General features: G+C 59.0%; 23 protein-coding genes. 1 reads left to right on the forward strand and 22 read right to left on the reverse strand.

All coding sequences use genetic code 11. The annotated features are described in order from the left end of the window. Positions 1 to 12: 12 nt before the first annotated feature. Positions 13 to 882 (forward strand): helix-turn-helix domain-containing protein, encoded by an 870-nt coding sequence (locus M2396_RS11840; RefSeq protein ID WP_101322805.1) that lies wholly within the window; start codon positions 13 to 15, stop codon positions 880 to 882. 5 nt (positions 883 to 887) lie between these two features. On the opposite strand, the gene M2396_RS11845 is transcribed toward M2396_RS11840, so the two are convergent. From M2396_RS11845 to rnpA, 22 genes are all read right to left on the reverse strand, one after another. Next, positions 888 to 1364, reverse strand: a complete 477-nt coding sequence (locus M2396_RS11845) for a nuclear transport factor 2 family protein (RefSeq protein WP_150570327.1) — start codon at positions 1362 to 1364, stop codon at positions 888 to 890. 60 nt (positions 1365 to 1424) lie between these two features. Next, positions 1425 to 1994, reverse strand: a complete 570-nt coding sequence (locus M2396_RS11850) for a TetR/AcrR family transcriptional regulator (protein WP_188036925.1) — start codon at positions 1992 to 1994, stop codon at positions 1425 to 1427. A gap of 356 nt (positions 1995 to 2350) precedes the next feature. Next, complete coding sequence (glmS, locus tag M2396_RS11855) at positions 2351 to 4186, reverse strand: glutamine--fructose-6-phosphate transaminase (isomerizing) (protein WP_181088479.1); 1836 nt, start codon at positions 4184 to 4186, stop codon at positions 2351 to 2353. 1 nt (position 4187) lies between these two features. Beyond that, on the reverse strand, positions 4188 to 4964 hold the full coding sequence (locus M2396_RS11860; protein ID WP_101322801.1) for a DeoR/GlpR family DNA-binding transcription regulator: 777 nt from the start codon (positions 4962 to 4964) through the stop codon (positions 4188 to 4190). Between the two features lie 173 nt (positions 4965 to 5137). Further along, the gene (glmU, locus tag M2396_RS11865) at positions 5138 to 6505 is read right to left on the reverse strand and encodes a bifunctional UDP-N-acetylglucosamine diphosphorylase/glucosamine-1-phosphate N-acetyltransferase GlmU (RefSeq protein WP_101322800.1); all 1368 of its coding nucleotides are present in this window, start codon (positions 6503 to 6505) and stop codon (positions 5138 to 5140) included. Positions 6506 to 6625: 120 nt separating this feature from the next. Beyond that, positions 6626 to 7045 (reverse strand): F0F1 ATP synthase subunit epsilon, encoded by a 420-nt coding sequence (locus M2396_RS11870; protein ID WP_101322799.1) that lies wholly within the window; start codon positions 7043 to 7045, stop codon positions 6626 to 6628. Between the two features lie 44 nt (positions 7046 to 7089). After that, a complete protein-coding gene (gene atpD / locus M2396_RS11875) occupies positions 7090 to 8466 on the reverse strand; it encodes a F0F1 ATP synthase subunit beta (RefSeq protein ID WP_101322798.1) in 1377 nt (458 codons plus the stop codon). A gap of 27 nt (positions 8467 to 8493) precedes the next feature. After that, positions 8494 to 9354: a F0F1 ATP synthase subunit gamma gene (atpG, locus tag M2396_RS11880; RefSeq protein ID WP_101322797.1), complete on the reverse strand. Its 861-nt coding sequence runs from the start codon at positions 9352 to 9354 to the stop codon at positions 8494 to 8496. Between the two features lie 48 nt (positions 9355 to 9402). Then, positions 9403 to 10947, reverse strand: a complete 1545-nt coding sequence (gene atpA, locus M2396_RS11885) for a F0F1 ATP synthase subunit alpha (RefSeq protein ID WP_101322796.1) — start codon at positions 10945 to 10947, stop codon at positions 9403 to 9405. 21 nt (positions 10948 to 10968) lie between these two features. Beyond that, entirely contained in the window at positions 10969 to 11505 is a 537-nt protein-coding gene (locus M2396_RS11890) for a F0F1 ATP synthase subunit delta (protein ID WP_101322795.1), read from the reverse strand. Positions 11506 to 11517: 12 nt separating this feature from the next. After that, complete coding sequence (locus M2396_RS11895; RefSeq protein WP_101322794.1) at positions 11518 to 11988, reverse strand: F0F1 ATP synthase subunit B; 471 nt, start codon at positions 11986 to 11988, stop codon at positions 11518 to 11520. Positions 11989 to 12046: 58 nt separating this feature from the next. Further along, on the reverse strand, positions 12047 to 12304 hold the full coding sequence (gene atpE / locus M2396_RS11900; RefSeq protein ID WP_002555987.1) for a F0F1 ATP synthase subunit C: 258 nt from the start codon (positions 12302 to 12304) through the stop codon (positions 12047 to 12049). Between the two features lie 144 nt (positions 12305 to 12448). Next, entirely contained in the window at positions 12449 to 13318 is an 870-nt protein-coding gene (gene atpB, locus M2396_RS11905) for a F0F1 ATP synthase subunit A (RefSeq protein ID WP_101322793.1), read from the reverse strand. Between the two features lie 7 nt (positions 13319 to 13325). Further along, the gene (locus M2396_RS11910) at positions 13326 to 13742 is read right to left on the reverse strand and encodes a F0F1 ATP synthase subunit I (RefSeq protein WP_188036922.1); all 417 of its coding nucleotides are present in this window, start codon (positions 13740 to 13742) and stop codon (positions 13326 to 13328) included. Between the two features lie 149 nt (positions 13743 to 13891). Next, positions 13892 to 14764, reverse strand: a complete 873-nt coding sequence (locus M2396_RS11915) for a ParB/RepB/Spo0J family partition protein (RefSeq protein ID WP_101322791.1) — start codon at positions 14762 to 14764, stop codon at positions 13892 to 13894. Between the two features lie 9 nt (positions 14765 to 14773). Continuing rightward, entirely contained in the window at positions 14774 to 15565 is a 792-nt protein-coding gene (locus M2396_RS11920; protein WP_101322790.1) for a ParA family protein, read from the reverse strand. Positions 15566 to 15583: 18 nt separating this feature from the next. After that, positions 15584 to 16234: a 16S rRNA (guanine(527)-N(7))-methyltransferase RsmG gene (gene rsmG / locus M2396_RS11925; RefSeq protein WP_259075094.1), complete on the reverse strand. Its 651-nt coding sequence runs from the start codon at positions 16232 to 16234 to the stop codon at positions 15584 to 15586. Next, a complete protein-coding gene (gene mnmG / locus M2396_RS11930; protein WP_101322788.1) occupies positions 16231 to 18123 on the reverse strand; it encodes a tRNA uridine-5-carboxymethylaminomethyl(34) synthesis enzyme MnmG in 1893 nt (630 codons plus the stop codon). Before mnmG ends, rsmG begins: the two co-directional genes overlap by 4 nt. Before the next feature lie 533 nt (positions 18124 to 18656). After that, on the reverse strand, positions 18657 to 20027 hold the full coding sequence (gene mnmE, locus M2396_RS11935; protein ID WP_101322787.1) for a tRNA uridine-5-carboxymethylaminomethyl(34) synthesis GTPase MnmE: 1371 nt from the start codon (positions 20025 to 20027) through the stop codon (positions 18657 to 18659). A gap of 90 nt (positions 20028 to 20117) precedes the next feature. Further along, entirely contained in the window at positions 20118 to 21803 is a 1686-nt protein-coding gene (yidC, locus tag M2396_RS11940; protein WP_101322786.1) for a membrane protein insertase YidC, read from the reverse strand. A 2-nt stretch (positions 21804 to 21805) separates the two neighbouring features. Continuing rightward, on the reverse strand, positions 21806 to 22051 hold the full coding sequence (yidD, locus tag M2396_RS11945; RefSeq protein WP_101322785.1) for a membrane protein insertion efficiency factor YidD: 246 nt from the start codon (positions 22049 to 22051) through the stop codon (positions 21806 to 21808). Further along, positions 22044 to 22448, reverse strand: a complete 405-nt coding sequence (gene rnpA, locus M2396_RS11950) for a ribonuclease P protein component (RefSeq protein WP_101322784.1) — start codon at positions 22446 to 22448, stop codon at positions 22044 to 22046. Before rnpA ends, yidD begins: the two co-directional genes overlap by 8 nt. Between the last annotated feature and the right edge of the window lie 6 nt (positions 22449 to 22454).

Consider the following 22454-nt stretch of genomic DNA (forward strand, 5'->3'; position numbering starts at 1 on the left):
CGGATATCGGCAATGGCGAACGTGAATGGTATCCCGGTGTTCAAGCTCTACGGCGAGACGTCCTGGCCGACGCCAGATCTGATCCACTGCGAGTCGATTCCTGAGCGCAGTCGTCTGCATGACTGGGAAATCAAGACCCACCGCCACGGCGATCTGGCGCAATTGCTCTACGTGCAGGCTGGGCAGGCCCGAGTCCTGGTCGAAGATGTCGAACAGCAAGTGAGCGGTGGTGCCTTACAGATCGTTCCGGTGATGAGCATTCACGGGTTTCGCTTTTCCGAGGACATCCAAGGCTATGTGATCAGCCTGGCCAAGCCGGTACTCGACCGCTTTGCGCCGCTGCTCGAAGGCAAGCCAATGGCTGAGGCACACTGCTACCTGGCTGGCGAAGACCGAGCCTACCTGGAGCAGTTGTTCGCCCAGTTGACCGAGGAATACGTATTGCGCCGACCGGAGCGCGACTTGATGTTGCAGTCGCTGCTGTGTGCCCTGCTGGTATGGATCTCACGGCGTGCTCGCGAGCGTGCTCAGCACATCGCGAAACCCCGTGAGCGCGGGATGCAGCACCTTGATCATCTGGCGCAGCTGATAGAAAAGCACTTCCGTGAACACCAGCAGATTGATGACTACGCCCGGCAGATCGGCGTCAGCACTGCCCACCTCAATGCGCTGTGTCGGCAACTTGCCGGCCAGTCTGCGCTGCAACTGGTCAACCAGCGGGTAATCCTCGAGGCCAAGCGCAACCTGGTCTACACCTCAATGACCATCGGCCAGGTGGCCGACAGTCTGGGCTTTGCCGAACAGGCTTACTTTTCGCGCTTCTTCAAGCGGGCTACCGGGCTGACGCCGAAGGAATTCCGGCTGCAACGCCGGGAAGTTTAGATGCTTTACAGGCCAAGCTCGGTCAGGCCTGGGTGATCATCCGGGCGGCGGCCCAGTGGCCAGTGGAACTTGCGCTCGCTTTCCTTGATAGGCATGTCGTTAATGCTGGCGAAACGACGATGCATCAGGCCATCCGATTCGAACTCCCAGTTCTCGTTACCGTAGGAGCGGAACCAGTTACCTGAGTCATCATGCCACTCATACGCGTAGCGAACGGCGATGCGATTATCGGTAAAGGCCCAGAGCTCCTTGATCAGGCGATAATCGAGTTCTTTTTTCCACTTGCGGGTGAGAAAGCCTTTGGCTTCTTCGCGATTGGCGGCAAATTCAACACGGTTACGCCATTTGGTATCCAGCGTGTAGGCGAGCGAGACTTTCTCGGCATCCCGGCTGTTCCAACCGTCTTCAGCCAGTCGAACTTTTTCAATCGCTGTTTCGCGAGTGAAAGGAGGAAGTGGCGGACGAGTTTGGGCATTGGACATGGTCGTGACTCCAGTCGAGCAGGATAGATAAGTTTGAGTTGTTTCTCTGCAGCTCAAGCGTTAGGGCGTGAACTCTTTCAGCAACATCCGCGCAACGTCCTTTGCATCATCAGCAGCGTGATAATCACCCATAACTCGCGCCATGGTGATTGCGCCTTCCATCAACACCAGTAACTGCCTGGCTAACACCAACGGTTGCTCGGTGTTCAATTGCTCGGTCAGTTCAAGCGTGTAGTCCAGGAGCTTTTGCTTGTGCAGCTTTGCGAGCTGGCGGATGGGATCATCGGGATTCCCAACCTCGCCTGCTGTATTGATGAAGGCACAGCCACAAAAACCCTCGGATTCGAACCAGCCCTTCAAAACAGAGAACATAGTAAGCACACGGTCATACGGCGTAGACGCTTTGTCGCACTCTGTTCTAAACCATTGCATCCATCGCACATCGCGCGCACTCAGCGCCGCAGCGGCCACCTCATCCTTGGTAGCGAAATGGTTGTAGATGCCCTTGCGGGACACGCCAGAGGTCTTCACCAGTAGATCCATGCCTGTGGCATGAATACCGTTCTGGTAAATGAGTTTCTCGGCGGTTGCGAGGATCTGGTCTCGATGATCTATCGTTGGTCTGCCCATGGATTAAATGTAGAACGATCGTTCTCCACATTCAAGCAGCAACTGCTGAATTTTCGAATAGATGAGTGAGCGCTGGGGAAAGCCAAGTAGCCGGCATATCACAGTTAGGGGCTGAGGATGGCGGTGATATCGGTGTTGGCGGCAACATGCCCGCGGTTGTAGCGATGAAGGCAAGGGATCAGGCTGCGAGCCAATCGCAACCGGAGCAGCCTTGTTGCCCCGGTTGTGTTCCCACTAACTATCCGCTGGCGGCGTACAGATCTACTCTGGATCGCGGCCGAGTGGTGTATCCGGGAGGGCGTTTATCTCGCGTCAGCCATATTGCATGGCCAACCAACCGCCCTCCCAGCTTCACATCACTCCACCGTAACCGACTTAGCCAAGTTCCGCGGCTGGTCGACATCAGTCCCCTTCAACACCGCCACGTAGTACGACAGTAACTGCAGCGGGATGGTGTAGAGAATCGGCGCCAGCGCGTCGGCGATGTGCGGCACGTTGATCACGTGAATGCCTTCTGCATTGCTCATGCCGGCGTGCTCATCGGCAAACACCACCAGCTCACCACCGCGGGCGCGGACTTCCTGCAGGTTAGACTTGAGCTTCTCCAGCAGTTCGTTGTTCGGCGCGACGGTGACTACCGGCATGTCGGCGTCTACCAGCGCCAGCGGGCCGTGCTTGAGCTCGCCAGCTGGGTAGGCTTCAGCGTGGATGTAGGAGATTTCCTTGAGCTTGAGCGCACCTTCCATGGCTACCGGGTACTGCGCGCCGCGGCCGAGGAACAGGGTGTGGTGCTTGTCGGCGAACAGCTCGGCGATCTTCTCGACCACGCCGTCCATCGCCAGCGCTTCGCCCAGGCGAGTCGGCAGGCGGCGCAGCTCTTCGACCAGCTCTGCTTCTACACCGGCTTCGAGGGTGCCACGTACGCGGCCGAGGGCCAGGGTGAGCAGCATCAGCGAGACCAGCTGGGTGGTGAAGGCCTTGGTCGAGGCAACGCCGATTTCCGGGCCAGCCAGGGTCAGCAAGGTCAGGTCGGACTCGCGCACCAGCGAGCTGATGCCGACGTTGCAGATGGCCAGGCTGCCAAGGAAGCCGAGCTCCTTGGCGTTGCGCAGGGCGGCCAAGGTGTCGGCAGTTTCGCCCGACTGGGAAATCGACACGAACAGGGTGTCTGGCTGCACTACGACCTTGCGGTAGCGGAACTCGCTGGCGACTTCGACCTGGCAAGGGATGCCGGCCAGGCTTTCCAGCCAGTAACGGGCGACCATACCGGCGTGGTAGCTGGTGCCGCAGGCAACGATCTGCACATTGCGTACTTTGGCGAACAGCTCGGCAGCTTGTGGACCGAAGGCTTGCACCAGCACATGGTCACCGCCCAGGCGGCCTTCGAGAGTGCGCTGCACCACCGCTGGCTGCTCGTGGATTTCCTTGAGCATGAAGTGGCGATAAGTGCCTTTGTCGGCTGCTTCAGCGCCTTCGTGGTACTGCACGGTTTCGCGTTGCACCTGTGCGCCGGCCTGGTCCCAGATGGTGATCTGGTCGCGGCGGATTTCGGCGATGTCGCCCTCCTCCAGGTACATGAAGCGGTCGGTGACCTGGCGCAGGGCCAACTGGTCGGAGGCGAGGAAGTTTTCGCCGTGGCCGAGGCCGATCACCAGCGGGCTGCCGCTGCGTGCGGCGACCAGGCGGTCCGGCTGCTTGATGCTGATCAGCGCCAGGCCGTAGGCACCATGCAGGCGCTTGACCGCCGCCTTGAGGGCATCGGCCAGGTCTGGTGTGCTTTTGAGGGTGTGATGAATCAGGTGGACGATGACTTCGGTGTCGGTCTGCGAGGCAAATACGTAACCCAGGCTTTTGAGCTCTTCGCGCAGCTCTTCGTGGTTTTCGATGATGCCGTTGTGCACCACCGCCAGTTCATCGCTGGAGAAATGCGGGTGGGCATTCTGCTCGGTCGGCGCGCCGTGGGTGGCCCAGCGGGTGTGGGCAATGCCCAGCTTGCCGGCAAGGGGCTCGGCGGCGACGGCGGCATCCAGCTCGCTGACCTTGCCGATGCGGCGGCGGCGTTGCAGCGCGCCGTTCTCGGTCAGCACAGCCAGGCCAGCGCTGTCGTAGCCACGGTACTCGAGGCGCTTGAGGCCTTCGATCAGAATGGTCGTGATATTACGTTCAGCAACGGCACCAACGATTCCACACATATTATTGCTCCTGGCTGATCGCGGCGCAGATCAGGTTAATGCCGCGGGCTTTGAATGCTTCGCGCGCTGCCATGGGCAGGCGCTCGTCTGTAATAAGGGTACTGATGCTGCTCCACGGCAGCTCCAGGTTAGGGATCTTGCGTCCGACCTTGTCCGACTCGACCATCACGATCACTTCGCGGGCAACTTCGGCCATCACGCGGCTCAAACCGAGCAGCTCGTTGAAGGTGGTGGTGCCACGCTGCAGGTCGATGCCATCGGCGCCGATGAACAACTGGTCGAAATCGTACGAGCGCAGTACCTGCTCGGCGACCTGGCCCTGGAACGACTCCGAATGCGGGTCCCAGGTGCCTCCGGTCATCAACAGCACCGGCTCGTGTTCAAGGTCACTGATGGCGCGGGCTACGTTGAGCGAGTTGGTCATCACCACCAGGCCGGGCTGGCGGCCCAGCTCAGGGATCATGGCGGCGGTGGTACTGCCGCTGTCGATGATGATCCGGGCGTGCTCGCGGATCCGCTCCACGGCGGCGCGAGCGATGGCCTGCTTGTACAGGGATACGGGTTGCACAGCTTCGGCCAGCAGCTCCTGCGGTACCGGTACCGCGCCGCCATAGCGACGCAGCAGCAGGCCATTGCTTTCGAGCGCAGCCAGATCCTTGCGGATGGTCACCTCGGAGGTTTCGAAACGCTTGGCCAGGTTATCCACACTCACCTCGCCTTGCTCGCTGAGCAGGGCAAGGATGTTATGACGGCGCTGGGGGGTGTTTCGTTTCGACATGACAGGTTAAGTTTCGATTCGAAAGATAAGTAGGCCAATCAAAACCTAACTCGGTGTCTTCGTCAAGCGTTCCTGCGCCTGTGGGTAACTTTCGAAACGGATTGTCACCTGTTGAAATCAGAAAGCCGACTTACTCACATAAGTCGGCTTTCTGATTAACGGCTGTGGATAAATCAGTTCTTGGTGATTTTCACAGGGCGCTTCCATCCGTCGATATTGCGCTGACGGCTACGCGCGACTGCCAGCTGACCGGCCTCGACGTTTTGATTGATGGTCGAACCGGCCGCGGTAGTGGCGCCGTCCAGGATATCCACAGGCGCGACCAGCGAGTTGTTCGAGCCGATAAAGACGTCCGCGCCCAGCACTGTCTTGAATTTGTTGGCGCCATCGTAGTTGCAGGTGATGGTGCCGGCGCCAATATTGGTGCGTGCACCGACCTCAGCATCGCCCAGGTAGGTCAGGTGACCGACTTTGGCACCCTCGCCCAGATGAGCGTTCTTCAGCTCAACAAAGTTACCCACATGCGCTTTGGCATCCAGCACGCTGCCCGGGCGCAGGCGCGCAAACGGGCCAGCATCGCTGCCCTCGCCCAGCACCGCACCTTCGATATGGCTGTTGGCCTTGACCACAGCACCCTTGCGCAAGGTGCTGTTCTTGATCACACAGTTGGGGCCGATCTGCACGTCATCCTCGATCACCACCTTGCCTTCGAGAATCACGTTGACGTCGATCAGCACATCCCGGCCGACTGTCACCTCGCCGCGCACATCGAAGCGGGCCGGATCACGCAGGGTCACGCCCAGCGCCATCAGGCGGCGACCTTCGCGCAGCTGGTAATGACGCTCGAGCTCGGACAACTGGCGGCGGTCGTTGGCGCCCTGCACTTCCATGGCATCGTGCGGCTGCTCGGTAGCGACCACCAGGCCGTCTGCCACAGCCATGGCAATGACGTCGGTGAGGTAGTACTCGCCCTGGGCATTGTTGTTGGACAAACGGCTCATCCAGTCGCTCAGGCGCGCAGCCGGCATGGCCAGGATTCCGGTGTTGCCCTCGGTGATCGCCTTCTGTGCCTCGCTGGCATCCTTGTGTTCGACGATCGCGGCAACCTGGCCCTGAGCATCGCGGACGATGCGGCCATATCCGGTCGGGTCTTCCAGGTTGACGGTTAGCAGGCCCAATTGCTGTGGGCTGACCTGGGCCAGCAGGCGCTGCAGGGTTTCCACTTCAATCAGCGGCACATCGCCGTACAGCACCAGCACGGTGTCAGCGGTCAGCGCCGGGATGGCCTGGGCGACGGCATGGCCGGTGCCCAGTTGCTTGTCTTGCAGGACGAAGTTGAGGTCGTCTGCTGCCAGGCGTTCACGAACCATCTCGGCACCGTGGCCGATGACTACATGAATGCCTTGCGGCTTGAGCTGGCGCGCGCTGTGGATAACATGGCCGAGCATGGAGTTGCCGGCTACCGGGTGCAGCACTTTAGGCAGTGCCGAACGCATGCGGGTGCCCTGGCCTGCGGCGAGAATAACGATATCGAGTGACATTGACTGGCTACCAATCCGGGGCGGTCAGCGCTGTGACCGAAGAGAAATTTCGGAAAAAGAAAAAGGGTAGCCGAGGCTACCCTTTTACTCAATCGCAACGGAAGCGTCGGCCAGGGCCGATTACTTCCCTTTGCGCATCTGCTGGACGGTACGCAGCTGAGCTGCGGCCTCGGCCAGACGCGCGGCAGCAGCGCCGTAGTCGAAATCAGCGCTTTTGCTGTTCAGGGCGTTCTCGGCAGCCTTGAGGGCTGCTTGGGCCTGAGCTTCGTCCAGGTCGCCAGCACGTTGCACGGTATCGGCAAGCACCTTGACCATGTTCGGCTGGACCTCGAGGAAACCACCAGAGATGTAGAACACCTCTTGGGTGCCACCCTGCTTGGTCAGCGTGATCGGGCCTGGCTTGAGATTGGTGATCAGCGGCGCGTGGCCCGGAGCGATACCAAGATCACCCAGGTTACCGTGCGCAACTACCATCTCGACCAGACCGGAGAAAATCTCTCCTTCTGCGCTGACGATATCGCAATGGACTGTCATAGCCATCTGCTTGCCTCAACCTGATTGGCGCCCCTTGCGGGGCACCGGGATTACAGTTTCTTGGCTTTCTCAACAGCTTCTTCGATGCTGCCGACCATGTAGAACGCTTGTTCTGGCAGGTGGTCGTAGTCACCTTTGAGGATGCCGCTGAAGCCTGCGATGGTGTCTTTCAGGGAAACGTATTTGCCTGGAGAACCGGTGAAGACTTCGGCCACGAAGAACGGCTGGGACAAGAAGCGCTGAATCTTACGAGCGCGGGATACCAGCTGCTTGTCTGTTTCGGACAGTTCGTCCATACCCAGAATCGCAATGATGTCCTTCAGCTCTTTGTAGCGCTGCAGCACGTACTGAACGCCGCGAGCGGTATCGTAGTGCTCGTTGCCGATCACGTTCGGGTCCAGCTGGCGCGAAGTCGAGTCGAGTGGATCGACCGCTGGGTAGATACCCAGGGAGGCGATGTCACGGGACAGAACGACGGTGGCGTCCAAGTGGGCGAAGGTGGTCGCTGGCGACGGGTCGGTCAAGTCGTCCGCAGGCACGTATACGGCCTGGATCGAGGTGATCGAACCTTCCTTGGTCGAAGTGATGCGCTCTTGCAGTACGCCCATCTCTTCAGCCAGGGTCGGCTGGTAACCTACTGCCGAAGGCATACGGCCCAGCAGTGCGGATACTTCAGTACCGGCCAAGGTGTAACGATAGATGTTGTCGACGAACAGCAGAACGTCGTTACCTTCGTCACGGAACTTCTCGGCCATGGTCAGGCCGGTCAGCGCTACGCGCAGACGGTTGCCTGGTGGCTCGTTCATCTGACCGTAGACCAAGGCTACTTTGTCGAGAACGTTGGAGTCCTTCATCTCGTGGTAGAAGTCGTTACCCTCACGAGTACGCTCACCCACACCGGCGAACACGGAATAACCGCTGTGCTCGATGGCGATGTTACGGATCAGTTCCATCATGTTTACGGTCTTGCCGACACCGGCACCACCGAACAGACCAACCTTACCACCCTTGGCGAACGGGCAAACCAGGTCGATAACCTTGATGCCGGTTTCGAGCAGGTCGTTGCCGCCTGCCTGGTCAGCGAAGGAAGGTGCGTCGCGGTGAATACCCCAACGCTCTTCTTCGCCGATCGGGCCAGCTTCGTCGATCGGGTTGCCGAGCACGTCCATGATCCGGCCCAGGGTCGCTTTACCGACCGGGACAGAGATGGCAGCGCCGCTGTCGACTACAGCCAGACCGCGCTTCAAGCCTTCGGTCGAGCCCATCGCAATAGTACGAACCACGCCGTCGCCCAGCTGCTGCTGAACTTCCAGGGTGGTTTCCGCGCCTTGAACTTTCAGCGCGTTGTAAACACTCGGTACGCCGTCACGTGGGAATTCCACGTCGATGACGGCGCCGATGATCTGAACGATACGTCCGCTACTCATAGCTGGATCCTCTGAATTTTTGAACCGTTAAACCGCGGCAGCGCCGCCGACGATTTCCGAGATCTCCTGGGTGATCGCAGCCTGACGCGCCTTGTTGTAGATCAGCTGGAGGTCGCTGATCAGGTCACCGGCGTTGTCTGTGGCGTTTTTCATGGCGATCATCCGGGCAGCCTGTTCGGCCGCGTTGTTCTCGACCACCGCCTGGTAGACCTGCGACTCCACGTAACGCACCATCAAGCCGTCCAGCAGCTCTTTGGCATCGGGTTCGTAGAGGTAGTCCCAGTGGTGCTTGAGTTCTTGATCCGGGGTTGCCACCAACGGTACCAACTGCTCGACCGTCGGACTTTGCGTCATGGTATTGATGAACTTGTTCGATACCACCGAAAGGCGGTCGATACGGCCATCCAGGTAGGCGTCCAGCATGACCTTGACGGAACCGATCAGATCATTGATCGACGGTTCTTCGCCCAGATGGCTGATTGCAGCTACCACGTTGCCGCCAAAGATGCGGAAGAAAGTCGCACCCTTGCTACCGATCACGCACAGGTCGATTTCAACACCCTGCTCGCGATTGGCGTTCATGTCCTTGACCAGGGCCTTGAACAGGTTGGTATTCAAGCCACCGCACAGACCACGGTCACTGCTCACCACGATATAACCGACGCGCTTTACGGCACGTTCGATCATGAACGGGTGGCGGTATTCCGGGTTGGCGTTGGCCAGATGACCGATCACCTGGCGGATACGCTCCGCATAGGGACGGCTAGCAGCCATGCGCATTTGAGCCCTGCGCATTTTGCTGACCGCCACTTTTTCCATGGCGCTGGTAATCTTTTGCGTGCTTTTGATGCTCGCAATCTTACTGCGAATCTCTTTTGCGCCTGCCATGTATCACCTATCAGGTTAGCAAGCGGGGGCCGAAGCCCCCGCCGCGGCTTACCAGGTTTGGGTGGCCTTGAACTTCTCGATACCGGCTTTGATGCCCGAATCGATTTCGTCGTTGAAGTCACCCTTCACGTTGATCTTGGCCATCAAATCGGCGTGATCACGGTTGAAGTAGGCGATCAGCGCTTGTTCGAAGCTGCCAACCTTGGCGATTTCAACGTCGGTCAGGAACCCACGCTCAGCGGCATACAGCGACAGCGCCATGTCCGCGATGGACATTGGAGCGTATTGCTTCTGCTTCATCAGCTCGGTTACACGTTGACCGTGCTCGAGCTGCTTGCGGGTGGCTTCGTCCAGGTCAGATGCGAACTGGGCGAATGCAGCCAATTCACGGTACTGAGCCAGGGCGGTACGGATGCCACCGGAGAGCTTCTTGATGATCTTGGTCTGAGCGGCACCACCTACGCGGGATACCGAAACACCGGCGTTCACTGCAGGGCGGATGCCCGAGTTGAACATGGCCGATTCCAGGAAGATCTGACCGTCGGTGATCGAGATCACGTTGGTCGGAACGAACGCGGAAACGTCGCCAGCCTGGGTTTCGATGATCGGCAGCGCGGTCAGGGAGCCGGTTTTGCCGGTCACTGCGCCGTTGGTGAACTTCTCTACGTACTCTTCGGAAACGCGCGATGCACGCTCCAGCAGACGGGAGTGGAGATAGAACACGTCGCCTGGGTATGCTTCGCGACCTGGTGGACGGCGCAGCAACAGGGAGATCTGACGGTAGGCAACAGCCTGCTTGGACAGGTCATCGTAGACGATCAGTGCGTCTTCGCCGCGGTCACGGAAGAACTCGCCCATGGTGCAGCCGGCATAAGGTGCCAGGAACTGCAGTGCGGCGGATTCCGAAGCACTGGCAACCACCACGATGGTGTTGGCCAGGGCGCCGTTTTCTTCCAGCTTGCGAACGATGTTGGCAACGGTCGAACGCTTCTGGCCGACAGCAACATAAACACAGAAAATACCGGAGTCTTTCTGGTTGATGATGGCGTCGATGGCCATTGCAGTTTTACCGATCTGACGGTCACCGATGATCAGCTCACGCTGGCCACGGCCGACAGGGATCATGGCGTCGACGGATTTGTAGCCAGTCTGTACAGGCTGGTCTACCGACTTACGCCAGATTACGCCTGGAGCAACTTTCTCGACCGCATCGGTCTCGGTGTTGCCCAGCGGGCCCTTGCCATCAATTGGGTTGCCCAGTGCGTCGACAACGCGACCCAGCAGTTCCTTACCAACCGGAACTTCGAGGATGCGGCCGGTGCACTTGGCGCTCATGCCTTCGGCGAGGGTGTCATAGGCACCCAGGACCACTGCACCTACGGAGTCTTGCTCCAGGTTCAGGGCCATGCCGTACACGCCACCCGGAAACTCGATCATTTCGCCGTACATAACGTCGGCCAGACCGTGAATCCGCACGATACCGTCCGAAACGCTGACGACGGTACCTTCGTTGCGGGCTTGAGAGGCTACATCGAGGTTATCGATGCGGCCCTTGATGATTTCACTTATTTCGGAAGGATTGAGTTGCTGCATTGCTCTGCTGCCCCTTCAAACTCAAGATTTCAATGCTTCGGCCAGTTTCGCGATTTTGCCGCGAACAGAGCCATCGATTACCAGGTCGCCGGCGCGGATGAGGACGCCGCCGATCAGGCTGGCATCCTCTGACGCGTGCAGGCGAACTTCCTGGCCGAGCCGTGCACTGAGAACCTTGGCGAGTTTGTCTTGCTGTTCTTGGTTCAACGCAAAAGCACTGGTGACTTCCACGTCCACGGATTTTTCCAGTTCGGCCTTGTACAGCTCGAACAGGTCGGCAATTTCCGGCAGGAGCAGGAGACGGCCATTTTCCGCGGCAACATGAATGAAATTCTGTGCCTGTGCATCAAACTTGTCACCGCACACGTCAATGAACGTGGCGGCCTTTTGTGCGCTCGTCAGTCGCGGGGCCTTGAGCAGGCGCTGCATGGTGTCGTCTTGCGACACAGCAGCAGCCAGGCCGAGCATGGCTGACCAATTGGCCAGTTGCTGATGGGCCTGGGCATGCTCAAAGGCAGCCTTAGCGTAAGGTCGGGCCAACGTGGTCAGTTCTGCCATGATCGCCCTCGCTTAAATTTCAGCGGCCAGTTTGTTAACCAGCTCCGCATGCGCGTTTTGATCGATTGTGGCCCCAAGGATCTTCTCAGCACCGCCAACAGCCAGGGCACCCACTTGGGCACGCAGGGCGTCTTTGACGCTGTTCAGTTCCTGTTCGATCTCGGCCTGAGCCTGAGCCTTCACACGGTCAGCTTCGACGCGGGCCTGGTCACGGGCTTCCTCGACAAGCTGAGCAGCGCGTTTCTTGGCCTGCTCAATGATTTCAGCTGCCTGTGCTTTAGCTTCACGCAGTTGCTGACCCGCTTTCTCTTGGGCCAGCTCCAGGTCGCGAGCTGCGCGGTTGGCAGCGTCCAAACCATCGGCAATCTTCTTTTGACGTTCTTGCAGAGCAGCGATGACCGGAGGCCAAACGTACTTCATGCAGAAAACAACAAAAATCAAGAAGGCAACGGATTGGCCAATCAGGGTTGCATTAATGTTCACGCCAACACCTCGCTCGGTCTTTGTTCATCACCAGCCATCAACTCGTAGGACGAGATGATTAGCCAGCGAGTTGACCAACGAACGGGTTTGCGAAGGTGAAGAACAGAGCAATACCAACACCGATCATGGTTACGGCGTCGAGCAGACCGGCAACGATGAACATTTTGACCTGCAGCATTGGAACCATCTCAGGCTGACGAGCAGCACCTTCGAGGAACTTGCCGCCCAGCAGGCCGAAACCAATGGCGGTGCCCAGTGCGCCCAGACCGATCAGCAGAGCAACAGCAATAGCGGTAAGACCAACTACAGTTTCCATCTTTCCTCCCGACTTTTACGTCGTATTGGTTAGGTTTTTTAGTTTGAAGCGGTAAAACGAATCGTTTGGTACAGCTGCCCTTGCGGACTTTTTCAGCCCTCCCCCCAGCCAGGCGGGGAAGGCTATCAGACACGCCAGGCGGTCTTAATGGTTATCTTCGTGCGCCATCGACAGGTAGACGATGGTCAGCATCATGAAGATGAATGCTTGCAGTGTGATGATCAGGATGTGGAACACAGCCCACGCCCATTGCAGCACCACGCCCAGGCCGCTGAGCCAGAGCAGGCCGCTGCCGAACATCACCGCGATCAGGATGAACACCAGCTCGCCGGCATACATGTTGCCGAACAGTCGCAGGGCCAGCGAGATCGGCTTGGCGATCAGGGTAACGAATTCCAGCAGGAAGTTGACCGGGATCAGCAGCGCCTGAACGAAGACGTTCTTGCTGCCGAACGGATGCAGGGTCAGTTCGCCGATGAAGCCGCCGATGCCCTTGACCTTGATGCTGTAGAAGATGATCAGCGCGAACACGCTCAGGGCCATGCCCAGAGTAGCGTTAGGGTCGGTAGTCGACACAGCGCGGAACGGGATGTGCGGGTCGCCCGAGATCAGGATCGCCAGTTGCGGGATCCAGTCAACCGGTACCAGGTCGATGGCGTTCATCAGGAACACCCAGACGAAGATAGTCAGCGCCAGCGGTGCAATCACCGGGCTACGACCGTGGAACGAGTCCTTCACGCTGCCGTGAACGAAATCGACCATCACTTCGACGAAGTTCTGCAGACCGCCAGGCTGGCCGGAAGTGGCCTTCTTGGCTGCCATGCGGAAGATGAACAGGAAGATCAGACCCAGTGCAACCGACCAGCCCAGGGTGTCCAGGTGGAATGCCCAGAAACCCATAGCCTTGGCTTCAGCAGCCGAATGGGCCAAGCCCCAGCTGCCGTCTGGTAGTTGACCGTAGGTCAGGTTCTGCAAGTGGTGCTGGATATAGCCCGAAGCGGTTTCTGCTGCCATGGTTGCCTCAAACGCCCTTAGGTCTCGAAAGTCTTTTATTCATTAGCAGGGGCGCGAACCAGCTGACCAGTTGGGTCAGCATGAAGACGCCGAAGACTGCTAACGGCGCCAATGGCTTCACTCCTGCGAAGGTCAGTGCAAACAGCACTGCCGTCAAAATCAATTTGCCTGCCTCGCCTGCGTAGAACGACTTGACGATGGCCTGCGCTGCCCGGGCTCCGCTAAAGCGAAAAGCCTTCCAGGCAAAATACACATTGGGCAACCAGGCAATCAGTCCTCCACAGAGGCCTGAATATCCACTGACTGCACCCTTCCACTGCCACAACACCAAAGTTGCCAGCAGGACAATGACACATTGCGTCAGCAGCACCGGAAAAACCGCCCAGCGATGGAAAGGCAAGCGGTTTGGCGTGCGGGTTTCCATCACCACTACTCCTCGAATGTCGACCCTCAAGTCAGCATCGACTTGGCATAATTTGTGCCGACAAAATGCGCGCAGAGTATAGGGGTGGTTTAACCCCTATTCAACTCTTGGGTAGTGATTTCCGACTACGCGCTACAACAGGAATTGTTTCAGCGGATGTGAGCAAGCACACCCTGCAACTCATCTAGCGAGTTATAACGGATTACCAGCTGGCCTTTGCCCTTGTTGCCATGGCGAATCTGCACTGCGGAGCCCAGCCGCTCTGCCAGACGCTGTTCAAGGCGAGCGATGTCCGGATCAGGTTTGTTCGGTTCTACCGGATCAGGTTTACCGCTCAACCACTGGCGTACCAGTGCCTCGGTTTGGCGCACGGTCAGGCCACGTGCGACAACATGACGCGCCCCCTCTTCCTGCCGATTCTCTTCAAGACCGAGCAAAGCACGCGCATGGCCCATCTCCAGATCACCATGAGCGAGCATGGTCTTGATCGCCTCCGGCAACGAGATCAGGCGCAGCAGGTTGGCCACGGTCACCCGCGACTTGCCGACCGCATCGGCAACCTGCTGCTGAGTCAGTTCAAACTCCTGCTGCAGCCGTTGCAGGGCGATCGCCTCTTCCAGCGGGTTGAGGTCTTCACGCTGGATGTTCTCGATCAGTGCCATGGCAATGGCGGTTTCATCGGGCACATCGCGGACCATCGCCGGGATGGTGTCGAGGCCAGCCAGCTGAGTCGCCCGCCAGCGGCGTTCACCGGCGATGATCTCGAAGCGGTCATCAGCGATCGGACGGACCACGATCGGCTGCATCACGCCCTGGATACGGATCGAGGCGGCCAGCTCTTCCAGCGCCTCCGGGTCCATGTCACGGCGTGGCTGGTACTTGCCACGCTGGATCAGCTCGACCGGCAGGTGTTGCAGTTCTTTCTGGTCGATCTTGACAGCCTGCTCCTCGAGCGAGCTGACGGAAGGACCACTGAGCAGTGCATCCAACCCACGTCCGAGACCTCGTTTCTTAACGGCCATGCGGATTCCTTAAGTTGTTTGTGCAGTGCGTGATGGCCGACGTTGGCGGCGGACCAGCTCGCCGGCCAGGGCCAGATAAGCCTGCGCGCCACGCGATTGCTTGTCGTAGGCCAGCGCCGGCATGCCGAAGCTTGGCGCTTCGGCCAGGCGAATGTTGCGCGGGATCACGGTGTCGTAGAGCTGGTCGCCGAAGTGCTGCTTGAGCTGCGCCGAGACGTCATTGTTCAGGCTCAGGCGCGGATCGAACATCGTCCGTAGCAGACCCTCGATCCTCAGCTGCGGGTTCAGCTTGGCGGCGATGCGCTTGATGTTATCCACAAGGTCGCTGAGACCTTCCAATGCGTAGTACTCGCACTGCATCGGGATGATCACGCCATCGGAGGCTACCAGCGCATTGAGCGTCAGCATCGACAACGACGGCGGGCAGTCGATCAGGATGAAATCGTAGTTGTCGCGGATCGGCGCCAGCGCATTGAGCAGGCGGCTCTCCTTGACCTGCATTTCCAGCAGGACGACTTCCGCGGCGGTCAGGTCGCGGTTGGCCGGCAGCAGCTGATAGCCACCGTGCTCGGAGTAGTGCATCGCCTGGGCCAGGTCGCATTCGCCAATCAGCAGGTCATAGACCGAATGCTCGAGCTCATGCTTGTCGACCCCGCTGCCCATGGTCGCGTTGCCCTGCGGATCGAGGTCGATCAGCAGCACACGACGCTTGGTCGCAGCCAGCGATGCGGCGAGATTGATGCAGGTGGTGGTTTTACCCACACCACCCTTCTGGTTCGCAATTGCGAATACCTTAGCCATTGTTGCGTGTGTTCCCAGTCATGCCTTGCGGCGCAGTATCAGCAGATGACGCTGGCCCTGACAACCCGGAACGGTCAGGGCCTGCTCGCTTTCGACTGTGAAGTCTGCGGGCAATGCTACCAGTTCGTCGGCAGGATGCAGCCCTTTCATTGCAAGCCAGTGCGTCTGCGTGTCACCGAGGTGGCGCGTCCAGCCGGTGAAGTTCTCCATGCTGCTGAACGCTCGGGAGATGATCCCGGCAAACGGCTGCGCCGGTTGATACTCCTCGACCCGGCTGTGGATAACCTGCAGGTTGTCGAGCTTGAGCTCCAGCTTCACCTGGGTCAGGAAGCGGGTTTTCTTGCCGTTGCTGTCGAGCAGGGTCACTTGCTTGTGCGGGTGCAGAATCGCCAACGGGATACCGGGCATGCCACCACCGCTGCCAACATCGAGCCAGCTTTGCGCGCCGCTGTGGATAAACGGCATCACGCTGAGGCTGTCGAGCAAATGCCGCGAAACCATTTCATCAGGATCGCGCACTGCGGTGAGATTGTAGGCCTTGTTCCATTTTATCAACAGGGCCAGATAACCCAGCAATTGCTGGTGCTGCTGCTCGCTCAGGGCGACGCCAAGCTGGCGCGCGCCTGTGGACAACTCTTCTGCGTGCTGCGGGGTGACCGAAGAACTCAAGCGCTTTGCTCCAATTCGCGGCCAGCGCCGCGTTTTTTCAGGTGGATCAACAACAGCGAAATCGCCGCCGGCGTGACGCCGGGGATACGCGAAGCCTGGCCGAGAGTCTCTGGACGGGTCTGGCCAAGCTTGCTCTGGATCTCTTTGGACAGCCCGGAAATCGTCGTGTAGTCGATATCCACAGGCAACTGGGTGTCTTCACTGGCGCGCAGGCGGGCGATTTCTTCCTGCTGGCGGTCAATGTAGCCGGCGTACTTGGTCTTTATTTCGACCTGCTCGGCAACCTGTGCATCGAGGATTTCGCCCCCGGTAGCCTCGATCAGGCCGACATAGTCGATCTCTGGGCGGGCCAGCAGGTTTAGCAGGCTGTACTCGTGACTCAGCGGCGTGCCGAACTTATCCACAATGGCTTGGCCTTGCGCAGTATTAGGGCGCACCCAGGTGGATTTCAGGCGCTGTTCTTCACGTTCGATGCCTTCGCGCTTGGTGCAGAACGCGGCCCAACGCTGATCGTCGATCAAGCCGAGCTCACGGCCCTTCTCGGTCAGGCGCAGGTCGGCGTTGTCTTCGCGCAGGATCAGGCGGTACTCGGCACGTGAAGTGAACATGCGGTACGGCTCCTGAGTGCCGAGGGTAATCAGGTCATCGACCAGCACCCCGAGGTAGGCCTCGTCGCGCCGCGGGCACCAGCTGTCACGGCCCTGCGCGCGCAGCGCAGCGTTGGTCCCGGCGAGCAAACCTTGTGCACCGGCCTCTTCGTAACCGGTGGTGCCGTTGATCTGACCGGCGAAGAACAAGCCGCCGATGACCTTGGTCTCGAGGCTGTACTTGAGATCACGCGGGTCGAAGTAGTCGTACTCGATGGCATAGCCGGGGCGCACGATGTGGGCGTTTTCCATACCACGGATCGAGCGCACCAGCTCCAGTTGCACGTCGAACGGCAACGAAGTGGAAATGCCGTTGGGGTACAGCTCGTGGGTAGTCAGGCCTTCCGGCTCGATGAATACCTGGTGGCTGTCCTTGTCGGCAAAGCGGTGGATCTTGTCTTCGATCGACGGGCAGTAACGCGGGCCGACGCCTTCGATCACGCCCGAATACATCGGCGAGCGATCCAGGTTCGAGGCAATGATCTCGTGGGTGCGGGCGTTGGTATGGGTAATCCAGCAGCTGACCTGACGCGGATGCATCTGCGCGTTGCCCATGAACGACATCACTGGAATCGGTGTATCACCCGGCTGCTCGGTCATTACCGAGAAATCCACCGAGCGGCCGTCGATGCGTGGCGGTGTACCGGTTTTCAGGCGACCGACACGCAGCGGCAGTTCACGCATGCGTTGGGCCAAGGCATTGGAAGGCGGGTCACCGGCGCGACCACCGCTGTAGTTCTGCATGCCGATGTGGATAAGCCCGCCGAGGAAGGTGCCACTGGTCAACACCACCGAATCCGCGAAAAAGCGCAGACCCATTTGTGTAACCACGCCCTTGACCTGGTCCTGCTCGACGATCAGGTCGTCACAGGACTGCTGGAAAATCCACAGGTTGGGCTGGTTCTCGAGAATCTCGCGTACCACCGCCTTGTAGATAGCTCGGTCGGCCTGGGCACGGGTTGCCCGTACAGCTGGACCTTTGCGGTTGTTCAGAACACGGAACTGGATACCGCTTTTGTCGGTGGCCAACGCCATGGCGCCGCCGAGCGCATCGATCTCTTTGACCAGATGGCTCTTGCCGATGCCACCGATAGCTGGGTTGCAGCTCATGTGACCGAGGGTTTCCACGTTGTGGGTCAGCAACAGGGTTTTTACACCCATGCGTGCAGACGCAAGCGCAGCCTCGGTACCGGCATGGCCGCCGCCGATGACGATCACTTCAAAACGGGAAGGGAAATCCACCACGCACCTCGTGCCTGTTTCGCGAATAGAAAAATTAAGCGGACAAGTATGCGACTTCCTGCCTTCTAAAGAAACCGTCTGCGCAAATTTTGACCAGCCTGTGGATGAACGGGATAACAGAAATTAAAAAGGAAAATATTTAAAAGCTTTGTTTTTATGTTTATTTCTATGCAGGCCATTATCTGTGGATAGAACGCTACAGGCCATAATTCATGGTATGTACAGAGGAATTAAACCCTGTGTCCATGTGCCTATGAGGGCTCTGGATAAGCCCTTTGAGCCTGTGGATAGAATGCCATGTTACCCACAGGCGGATTTATCCTCAGAAAAAAAGCATGGTTATCAACTGAGCTAAGGGCGGCTTATCCACAGAGCTTAGACGCAGAGAACGAGCCTGTTGATTAAAATCAGCAGCCACGGATTAGGGATTTTTTTACAAAGGAGGGAGTAAAACCGGACATTGCGTCCAGTGTGCTTCCGCTGTCATAGGCCGACAGGCCTGCGCTCAGGTCCGTCGGCGACAGATTTGTGGATTATTTACCGATACAGAAGCTGGAGAAGATGCGCCCTAGCAGGTCGTCCGAGCTGAACGCACCGGTAATTTCGCCGAGTGCCTGCTGCGCCATGCGCAGATCCTCGGCCAGCAGCTCTCCCGCGCCCGCCAGCGTGAGCTGAGCACGACCGTGCTCCAGATGCGTACTTGCGATGTTCAGCGCCTCCAGGTGGCGCCGACGCGCGCTGAAGCTGCTTTCGGAGGTCTGTTGATAACCCATGCAGGCTTTCAGGTGCTCGCGCAGCAGCTCCAAGCCGGTGTCATCGCCCTTGGCGCTAAGCGTGATGGTGACGTGGCCATCGGCGCATTGTTCAACTGCAACCGCTTCACCACTGAGGTCGGCCTTGTTGCGAATCAGGGTGACTTTACCCGGATCTGGCCGTTGGTCGAGAAATTCGGGCCACAAAGCGAATGGATCTGCCGCTTCCGGCGCGGTACTGTCGACGACGAGCAGCACACGGTCAGCTTCGCTGATTGCCTTCAACGCACGTTCCACCCCGATCTTTTCCACATGATCATCGGTATCGCGCAGGCCTGCGGTATCCACAACGTGCAACGGCATGCCATCGATGTGGATATGTTCACGCAGGATGTCCCGGGTGGTGCCGGCGATTTCAGTTACGATCGCCGCTTCGCGCCCGGCCAGCCGGTTGAGCAGGCTCGACTTGCCGGCATTGGGCCGGCCGGCGATCACCACGTTCATGCCGTCACGCAGCAATGCGCCCTGGCCTGCTTCCTTCTGCACTGTGGATAACGCAGTGCGAACCTCATCGAGCATGCCCAGTACGTGGCCATCGGCGAGGAAATCGATCTCCTCTTCGGGAAAATCGATCGCCGCCTCGACGTAGATGCGCAAGGCAATCAATGCTTCGGTCAGGCTGTGCACACGTTTGGAAAACTCGCCCTGCAGTGACCGCAGTGCATTTCGCGCAGCCTGAGTCGAGCTGGCCTCGATCAGGTCGGCGATGGCTTCTGCCTGGGCCAGGTCGAGTTTGTCGTTGAGAAAAGCCCGCTCACTGAATTCACCCGGACGCGCCAGGCGGCTGCCCAACTGCAGGCAACGCTGCAAGAGCATGTCCAATACCACCGGGCCGCCGTGGCCCTGCAGCTCGAGCACGTCTTCGCCGGTGAACGAGTTCGGCCCGGGGAAGAACAACGCGATGCCCTCGTCGAGCACCAGGCCGTCCTGGTCGCGGAACGGGCCGTAGTGTGCATAACGTGGTTTCAGGCTGCGGCCGGTAATGGCCAGCCCGGCCTCGCTCGCCAATGGACCGGACAGCCGGACGATGCCGACCCCACCGCGGCCTTGGGCGGTGGCAATCGCGGCGATGGTTTCACGCACAGGGTTCATGCTCGCAAGCCTCTCCACAAATTCATTACACAGATAGCAAAAACGCCCCACGAGGGGGCGTTTTTATTCACAGGCTAGCGTATCAGCCTGTTAGGCGGCAGCACTTTTGGAGGCTGCTTCGATACGGCGAGTGATGTACCACTGCTGCGAAATCGACAGGCAGTTGTTCACAACCCAGTACAGCACCAGACCAGCTGGGAACCACAGGAAGAAGAAGGTGAAGATGATTGGCATCATTTTCATGACCTTCGCCTGCATCGGATCCGGCGGGGTTGGGTTCAGGCGCTGCTGGATGAACATGGTCGCGCCCATGATGATCGGCAGGATGAAGAACGGATCCTTGATCGACAGGTCGGTAATCCACAGCATCCATGGTGCCTGGCGCATCTCGACGCTTTCCAGCAGAACCCAGTACAGGGCCAGGAACACCGGCATCTGCACCAGGATCGGCAAGCAGCCACCGAGCGGGTTGATCTTCTCTTTCTTGTACAGCTCCATCATCGCCTGGGACATCTTCTGGCGATCGTCACCGAAGCGTTCCTTCAGCGCGGCCAGTTTCGGCGATACGGCACGCATGCGCGCCATCGAACGGTAGCTGGCAGCCGACAGCGGGAAGAACAGACCTTTGATCAGCATGGTCAGGACGATGATCGACCAGCCCCAGTTACCCAGCAGGCTGTGGATATGTTGCAGCAGCCAGAAGATCGGCTGGGCAATGAACCACAGGAAGCCGTAGTCGACGGTCAGTTCCAGGCCTGGGGACAACTCCTTGAGCTTGGACTGAATCTTCGGACCGGCGTACAGCATGGCGCTGGTTTCGACCTTGCCACCAGCAGGCACGCTGAGCGCCGGGCCGGTGTAGCCGATGATGTAGTTGCCTTGGCTGTCTTTCCGGGTCTGCAGGACGTTGTTATCCGACTTGGCCGGAATCCAGGCAGTTACGAAGTAGTGCTGCAGCCAGGCAACCCAGCCACCGGATACGGTTTCTTTCAGGCTGCCCTTGTCGATGTCTTTCATCGACACTTTCTTGTACGGCTCGGACGGCGTCCACAGGGCAGCGCCCAGGTAGGTCGCGGTACCGGTCGCGGTGCTCGACGATGGATCGGAGCTGGCATCACGCTTGAGCTGAGCAAACATGTTGCCCGACCAGGCCTGGCCGCTCTGGTTGTCGATCAGGTAGCTGACGGTCAGATCGTACTCGCCGCGCTTGAAGCTGAAGCGCTTGATGTAGTTGACGCCGTTCTCGCTGAACTTCAGGTCGACGACCAGTTGTTCCTGGCCATCGGCCAGCTGGAAGCTCTTCTGCTCGGCGGCATATACAGGGCGACCGGTGGCGCGGGCGTCCGGGCCATTGGCACCGGTCAGGCCGCTTTGGGCCAGGTAGGTGCGCTCATTGCCGTTGTCGAACAGCTGGAACGGGATATCCGGATGATCCTGACGACGAGGGAATTGCGGCAGGTTCAGCTGGACGATGTCACCACCGACCGGGTCGATAGCCAGATCAAGGACGTCGGTCTTGACGCGGATCAGGTCCTTGCTGACGGCCACTGGAGCCAGTTCGGCCGGGCTGGCATCAGCATTGGCGCTCGGCACGTCGGCGCTGGCGCCGTCGTTGTTACCAGCCGGTACGGTGTCCGGCAAAGCCGGTGCAGCGTTGCTGGCAGCAGTGTGCTGAGTCGGCAGAGCAGCCTGACCGTAGTCCTGGTTCCATTTAAGGACCAGCACGTAGGCCACGATTGCCAGGGCGACGATCAGGATCGTGCGTTTAATATCCATGATTACTCGGCTATCGAAGAAGTTCGGGAGGAGGGAGCGGGTGGGACGGGGTCGAAACCGCCGTCGTTCCACGGATTACAACGCCCCAGGCGACGAACGGCTAGCCACCCGCCACGCAAGAGGCCATGGTTTTCAATGGCTTCGTAGGCGTAACAGGAGCAGCTGGGGTAGAAACGACAATGGCTGGCCATCAGAGGACTAATGGCGTAACGGTAAAACTGGATCGGAACGAGGGCCAGTTTACGCATCTGGACTGTCTACCCCTGCAGGATCGGCAGTTACCGCTGGAGAGGGCCGACTGCGAGCCAGGCGCTTCCAGAGTTTGCCAAAGTGTTGGTGCAATTCTGGGTTTTCTACCTCGCCCAAGCCTTTGCGCGCGACGATCACAATGTCCAGCCCAGCAAGACTCTGCTGATTCAGACGAAAGGAATCACGCATCAAACGTTTGAGGCGATTGCGTTGAACGGCAAGCTTGACGCTCTTCTTGCCGATCACCAAGCCGAGGCGCGGGTGATCGAGGCCGTTCTCGCGGGCAAGGATAAGCAGGCTTTTGCCTGGAACCTTGCCAGTTGGCGAGTCGAAGACCGCTTTGAAGTGCCGGGCTGTAAGCAGTCGCTTATCCCGACTGAAGTCCTGACTCACCACCTGTGC

It is taken from the genome of Pseudomonas sp. BIGb0278 (assembly GCF_024809895.1).
GTDB lineage: Bacteria > Pseudomonadota > Gammaproteobacteria > Pseudomonadales > Pseudomonadaceae > Aquipseudomonas > Aquipseudomonas shirazensis.

Bases quoted from the DNA above. Each gene is read 5' to 3' on its own strand.
- atpG (WP_101322797.1), bottom strand. From the start codon at position 9,354: ATGGCAGGCGCAAAAGAGATTCGCAGTAAGATTGCGAGCATCAAAAGC.
- M2396_RS11870 (WP_101322799.1), bottom strand. From the start codon at position 7,045: ATGGCTATGACAGTCCATTGCGATATCGTCAGCGCAGAAGGAGAGATT.
- M2396_RS11840 (WP_101322805.1), top strand. From the start codon at position 13: ATGGCGAACGTGAATGGTATCCCGGTGTTCAAGCTCTACGGCGAGACG.
- atpE (WP_002555987.1), bottom strand. From the start codon at position 12,304: ATGGAAACTGTAGTTGGTCTTACCGCTATTGCTGTTGCTCTGCTGATC.
- M2396_RS11920 (WP_101322790.1), bottom strand. From the start codon at position 15,565: ATGGCTAAGGTATTCGCAATTGCGAACCAGAAGGGTGGTGTGGGTAAA.
- atpA (WP_101322796.1), bottom strand. From the start codon at position 10,947: ATGCAGCAACTCAATCCTTCCGAAATAAGTGAAATCATCAAGGGCCGC.
- atpB (WP_101322793.1), bottom strand. From the start codon at position 13,318: ATGGCAGCAGAAACCGCTTCGGGCTATATCCAGCACCACTTGCAGAAC.
- M2396_RS11860 (WP_101322801.1), bottom strand. From the start codon at position 4,964: ATGTCGAAACGAAACACCCCCCAGCGCCGTCATAACATCCTTGCCCTG.
- M2396_RS11915 (WP_101322791.1), bottom strand. From the start codon at position 14,764: ATGGCCGTTAAGAAACGAGGTCTCGGACGTGGGTTGGATGCACTGCTC.
- M2396_RS11850 (WP_188036925.1), bottom strand. From the start codon at position 1,994: ATGGGCAGACCAACGATAGATCATCGAGACCAGATCCTCGCAACCGCC.
- M2396_RS11845 (WP_150570327.1), bottom strand. From the start codon at position 1,364: ATGTCCAATGCCCAAACTCGTCCGCCACTTCCTCCTTTCACTCGCGAA.
- M2396_RS11910 (WP_188036922.1), bottom strand. From the start codon at position 13,742: ATGGAAACCCGCACGCCAAACCGCTTGCCTTTCCATCGCTGGGCGGTT.
- yidC (WP_101322786.1), bottom strand. From the start codon at position 21,803: ATGGATATTAAACGCACGATCCTGATCGTCGCCCTGGCAATCGTGGCC.
- mnmE (WP_101322787.1), bottom strand. From the start codon at position 20,027: ATGAACCCTGTGCGTGAAACCATCGCCGCGATTGCCACCGCCCAAGGC.
- glmS (WP_181088479.1), bottom strand. From the start codon at position 4,186: ATGTGTGGAATCGTTGGTGCCGTTGCTGAACGTAATATCACGACCATT.
- glmU (WP_101322800.1), bottom strand. From the start codon at position 6,505: ATGTCACTCGATATCGTTATTCTCGCCGCAGGCCAGGGCACCCGCATG.
- M2396_RS11890 (WP_101322795.1), bottom strand. From the start codon at position 11,505: ATGGCAGAACTGACCACGTTGGCCCGACCTTACGCTAAGGCTGCCTTT.
- atpD (WP_101322798.1), bottom strand. From the start codon at position 8,466: ATGAGTAGCGGACGTATCGTTCAGATCATCGGCGCCGTCATCGACGTG.
- yidD (WP_101322785.1), bottom strand. From the start codon at position 22,051: ATGCGTAAACTGGCCCTCGTTCCGATCCAGTTTTACCGTTACGCCATT.